This is a genomic window from Cyanobium sp. BA20m-p-22, assembly GCF_024346275.1.
In the GTDB taxonomy this organism is placed as follows: domain Bacteria; phylum Cyanobacteriota; class Cyanobacteriia; order PCC-6307; family Cyanobiaceae; genus Cyanobium_A.
This window is the reverse complement of record NZ_JAGQCQ010000272.1, coordinates 1-5,266: the sequence shown is the minus strand read 5'-3', so window position 1 is coordinate 5,266 and position 5,266 is coordinate 1. Positions and strand designations below refer to the sequence as shown.

Annotated in this window: 6 protein-coding genes and 1 pseudogene; all 7 read left to right on the top strand. The window is 51.9% G+C overall.

Going from position 1 to position 5,266, the window contains the following annotated elements:
- Positions 1-214: pseudogene (locus KBZ15_RS17930) on the top strand (hypothetical protein); the annotation flags it as partial.
- A 74-nt stretch (positions 215-288) separates the two neighbouring features.
- Positions 289-456, top strand: coding sequence for a hypothetical protein (locus tag KBZ15_RS17925; RefSeq protein ID WP_255016583.1), 168 nt, complete (start codon positions 289-291; stop codon positions 454-456).
- 69 nt (positions 457-525) lie between these two features.
- Positions 526-762: a hypothetical protein gene (locus tag KBZ15_RS17920; RefSeq protein ID WP_255016582.1), complete on the top strand. Its 237-nt coding sequence runs from the start codon at positions 526-528 to the stop codon at positions 760-762.
- A gap of 400 nt (positions 763-1,162) precedes the next feature.
- The gene (locus KBZ15_RS17915) at positions 1,163-1,621 is read left to right on the top strand and encodes a type IV pilin protein (protein WP_255016581.1); all 459 of its coding nucleotides are present in this window, start codon (positions 1,163-1,165) and stop codon (positions 1,619-1,621) included.
- Between the two features lie 290 nt (positions 1,622-1,911).
- Positions 1,912-3,777 carry a hypothetical protein gene (locus KBZ15_RS17910; protein WP_255016580.1) on the top strand — a complete coding sequence of 622 codons (1,866 nt, stop codon included), beginning with the start codon at positions 1,912-1,914 and terminating at the stop codon, positions 3,775-3,777.
- Positions 3,778-4,259: 482 nt separating this feature from the next.
- A complete protein-coding gene (locus KBZ15_RS17905) occupies positions 4,260-4,886 on the top strand; it encodes a Tfp pilus assembly protein FimT/FimU (RefSeq protein ID WP_255016579.1) in 627 nt (208 codons plus the stop codon).
- Positions 4,887-5,266: PilW family protein (locus KBZ15_RS17900; RefSeq protein ID WP_255016578.1), on the top strand; the 380-nt coding region annotated here is incomplete at its 3' end.

Below are 5,266 nucleotides of genomic sequence, written 5' to 3'. Positions count from 1 at the left end.
GGCGTTCATTGCCCAGGTCACGCTGTACTCCGCCGCCTTGGGCGTGGCCATCAGCCAGGCCTGCTACGCCACCGGGGAGAACCACGAACGAGCAGTGCTAAGGCAGCTCCTTGGCGAGCTGGATCTTGAGGGCGTTCTGATCCAGGCGGATGCCTTGCATACCCAGCGTCCGTTTTTCGGCAGCTCCAGGAGCAGGGGGCCGACTTCCTCCTGACGGTCAAGGGCAACCAGAAGACGCTGCATCGCCAGATCCGTAGCCAGTTTCAGGGAAAGCGTTACATCCCTTTCGTGGCAAGCGATCACGAGATCGGCCACGGCCGCAACATCACCTGGACCCTACGCGCCAAACAAGCCCCAGAGCACATCCGTGAGGCCTGGATCGGCGCCAGCTGGATCGTGGAGATGACCGCCGATGGCATCCGTGATGGCAAGCCATTTCGGGCGACTCATTTGTAATGCTTCACAAGGCGCACCTCTCGGTGCGACACCAGCCTGCGCACCACCCCAGAGACCCTGCTGCAACTGGTGCGCGACCGCTGGAGCATTGAGAGCTGGCACTGGATTCGCGACACCCAGCTCCATGAGGATGCCCACCGTTACCGCGGTAATGGCGCCGGCGCGATGGCCACGCTGCGAACCGCAGCTCTCAACCTGCTGCGCCTGGCGGGATTCCGATCGATCCGGGCAGGCATGCAGGCGGTGATGCACGACATCACGGCATTGCTGGAGATGGTGCAGCAACAGCCACAACCAAACCCATGATGAGACTTTGAATCAGCCCTGGACCGGGCCCAACGAACGGCGGCATCGGCCCCAGGCGTCTCTGCAAACACTCAATGAATGTGTCACACGCATCAAGTAGTGGGAGCGAGAAAGGAGGGGGGACGGCGGGAGCGGCAACTGGGTCTTGCCTTGGGTTGCGGCAGGCGGGAGGCACCCACAGGGAAGCCACTCCACAACCGAGTCAGCGAGCGCCCGAAGAAGCCACCAAAAGCTCGATGGTGCAGCCGATCTGCATCGCGAACGCTGCAGACGCGAATCAACTGGAGATTCTGGGGGCCCATACAGCCAAAACTTGCCCTGCGCCTATTGCCTGCCCCCAAGGCAGACGATACTTTGAGCTCAAATGAGCCAGGGACTCTCACCAGTCTCACACCAATCCATGCAATCCACCATCCTCAGGGCCGGAATTCACCACCAGCTTATTCAGCAGATCATTTCCAAGTCAAGGCGCTCTGGGTCGGCCATCAGCAGGGGCTTTACCTTGATTGAGCTGTTGGTTGTGGTAATCATTGTTGGCATTCTTGCCTCGATTGCGCTACCCTCATTCCTTAATCAGGCAGACAAAGCAAAAGCCTCTTCAGCCAAAGCTCTCGTGAGCAGCGCAGTTAAGGCATGCCAGGTTAATTTAATAGATGGAGGAAATTTGCCTACGGTCACAGACACACCTGAAATAAGGCTAATCCCAGACCCAATCACCTGTTCGTCATCATTAGACAACACTTACACAGCTACCATCGTAAGCAAAGGTCAAACATTTAGCGCCACTCTTGATCCAGCCTCAGGTGAAGTTGTGAAAAATTGCAGCGCCGGAGAGGGCTGCACCAGTGGCGAGTGGTAATTACCCACAGCAGAAGCTTATTTCAAATCATGCATCCAAGAGAGATAGTTTTTAATCTTCCGAGGAATAAGCTTTCTTCCCGTAAAACAAACAACGCTAGTCAGCCTTAATTTTTAAAATCAGAAGAAAGCCTTCTATTGACTTGAGCATTATTAATCAGCCATTAAAGCTCTACAACCCTTTAACGCAAGAGCATCTCAATACAAGTGACAACCAATCTTGCATCAGCGCCAATCAAATACAAACTTTTTGCACGCCCCGCCCTAGATATAGGCCATGGATGAGGGCAGATGAAAAGCTCAAAACACTCACAAATCAGAAACACAAAAACTTTATCTTATGTTGACAAGCCTGCGCGTAAACCTCATCGCGCAACCAGCATTAGCTCCGAAGGAAATAATGGATTTTCGATAGTTTTTGTTCTCACAGCAACCCTGATACTAATTGCCGGTACCACCACACTGCTCAACCAATCGACCAGCGCCATGCTGGGCTCAATTTTTCAGGGGCAAAGCTTACAGGCACGCAATGTGGCCCGCAGCGGCATGGCTTATCTTATCAGCCTTCTTAATAAAAAAGAGAATCGTCACCTCCTAGCCTTAAAAGATAGTCAAGTTGTAAACAATTCTGAGGCTGGAGATATTCTGTGGACTGACACGCAAGCTCGAGAACACCATTTAAATCCCTGCAAAACAGTTTTCAATAACACAAAAAGAATAGAGCCGCCTTCGCCCGACCTGTCTGAATTAAATCTGGGCAGTGGTCAGACAAACAGTGGATACTTTTACATAGGCGATAATGGCGGCATCAGCAAACATCGCAATGGCGCAACACAGGCCTTCAGAATAATAAACAGAGAAAACTCGAAAGATTTTAAACTAGCCCGCCTAAATACAGATCTTTCTCTGCTCGATGACGCACAGAACAATGGTTCCTTCCGTCTCAGTGTAGAAGCAATAGTCTATCGCAATGGCCAGAGTAACGAGGTGGTTTCGAGCACCATTCTCCAGGAAGACTTCAGCGTTATTCCCAAAGGCTGTAGGCTTTCTTTCGGCAGCCATCAGAATTTAACCAGCAATACCCTAAGAGGGCATGGGAACAGCAGTTGTCCACTGAACCGTTTCGAACTCGCCATCAATCGGTGCATGTTTACGGGGCTTGATCCCGATGGGTACGGAATTGTAGTGGGCGCTGGAGGAGAGGGAGGATTCATCGAAGCTGATGGTCCCACAATCAAGAATCTTCAAGGGATGGCAGTCAATCCCGTGTATTGCCTCTCGGCTGATCCCACAGAGTGCACTGCTGCCAACAACAGTTCCGGTAACCAAATGGAACGGCTTGATATCAAGCTGCCAACTCCACCTCGCTATCCAGGCAACTGGGGAGACGAAAAATCAGCCCCGGTGCTCAGCCCCTGCTCAGCAGCAGCCTGCCCAAGCAATGCCTCCGGTGCATCGGGCTCCAATCAGCTTATGCAATACAACAGCACAACCCAGCGGAGCATCTTCAATGCAGCCGCGGTAACGGACGCAACCCAGCTGCCGAGCAACTGCACACTCCACAGAAACGATATCCACTGCATATACAGAGGTATCGATCTCAGTGGAAGCATAAATAATTTAGTTTTTGTCAGTGGTAAAAATATCAGGAGAATCAGACTTTATTTCCCAACAGCCGGCAATGTAATCTCACAATCGCTAGCCAGTGGAACCCTGACGCATTGCAAAGTAGAGTCCTGCTCGGGTCCAGGCGCATTCGTAGACAACACCACAGACGTCTCCTTTTTTGGCTACGCCTGCCCGTATGACCCTGCCAAACCAAACCAGTGCGGGCAACAAGATCTCATCATCAAGGGTTCCGTTAATCAAGCGCGCTTTTTCATATTCGCCCCCCAGGCCACGATCAAGATCATTGGCACAGGCACCGCAACATTTCAAGGCGTCATCTGGGCTCGTGGACTCAAGATGAAAGGCACCACAGCCATTCCCAGCATTCCCAAAACTGGTGTGGCTGATGTCTTCCATCTTATGGGAATACTTCCCGATGAAAACAATACTTTCAGCAAGAGTCTCACCGGGAATGCGACCACCACAAATCTCTTCCCTTGGGACATGGTGGCCCGCAGCACAAGTCGCTACCGCTTCTTTGGGAATTGAGTCATGCCCTCGACTCGCCTGAATGCAAAGACGCATCGAGCCAGCGAGGCAGGATTTAGCTTAGCAGAAGCATTAGTTTCTGCTAGCTTGTTGACAGTTTCAAGCGTTGCTCTGCTAAGCATCTTTACATCGTCCATCGAATCTGTGAAAAGCATCAGCACCCGAGATGCGATCTCTGCAGCCATTAACGCTGATCTAGCCAAAACACAAAAGCTCAATGATTACTATACCTGTTTAACTGGAACTTGCGAGGTGGCCAGCCTGGAGCTGCGGCCTCCCAATAAATATCAGTACGCCCCTAGCGCCGATGATTCGGTTGCCTTCACAACGTTTGAGGCGCTCTGCAAAAACTCTCCGACCAACCTTTCGCAGGGCCTTGTGAATAAACTTGGAGCAAGCACAGTAATCACTCCCAACATCACTCGAACGGCAAGGCTTTATTTGAACAACGGCTCCGATAGCAGCCATCTCTACATCGTTGAATGGAGACCATCCCAGGGGCCCAAAACCCAGATCATTTTCTCACCAACCGTAAGCAGATGGTGCCCATGAAAGGTTACCAATTTGAAGGCCAAGGCTTCACCTTGCTTGAACTCCTGTTAGCGGTGGCAATCCTTAGCCTGATTGGATGGCTCAGCATCCCAGCCCTGATTCAGAACTATAAAAAGGAGCAGGTCAATGCTCTCACAATTGGCCTAGCCGGCTGGCTTCAAGAGGTGCGAAGCGCAGCCCTTAAGGGCAGCTCATGCGGGGTAGAAATCAGCACCGGCCCCATCACTGACGGAGATACTGTTGCAAGTATGGAAAAACCCATGCCAGACATGCCAGAGCGCTGTGCGATTCCCAACAATCCTTTCCTTCTACCTGAATCTGCCCGTGGAGCAAAGTATACCTTAGGAGTTTCATCTGAGTCTGAGCCGACAGTTGTTAACCCCGAACGCTTTACCTTCACCCGGCGCGCCAGCAAGTATCCCCCGACAGATGTGCTGCAGATCACAATTGAAATGGCCAATAACGGTCCAGCCCGCTGCATCCAACTCAATGGTCTGTTTGGCAATCTGGAAATGGGTAATTATAGCAATGGCAACTGCGAAATCACAAGGTTTTGAATGAAGAAGCCTCAGTCGCGCCATTTGCCTTTTGCGTTATCTGGATCAGATACAGGATTCACCCTCGTTGAACTGGCAGTGGGCACGGCAGTCGGTGCCCTGGTGATTATCATCACCACTGCCGTGTTCGCGCCCCTGCTCCGCTTGCATAAGCAGCTGGATAGCCAGATAAGACTGCAGGAGCGTTGGTCAAGAGTGCAGTTTCTACTAAACTCGGAGATCCAGGAGGCTGAGAGCGTCAATTACATTTCCAACGGATTGCGCATAGTCAACAGCAGCGGGAGCATTGAGTATATCTGGGATCCTGGAAAGCAGATCCTTAATCGCAGTGGACCTGGTATCGACTGCCATGGTGAACTGCGATTGGGGGGCCAGGGAGC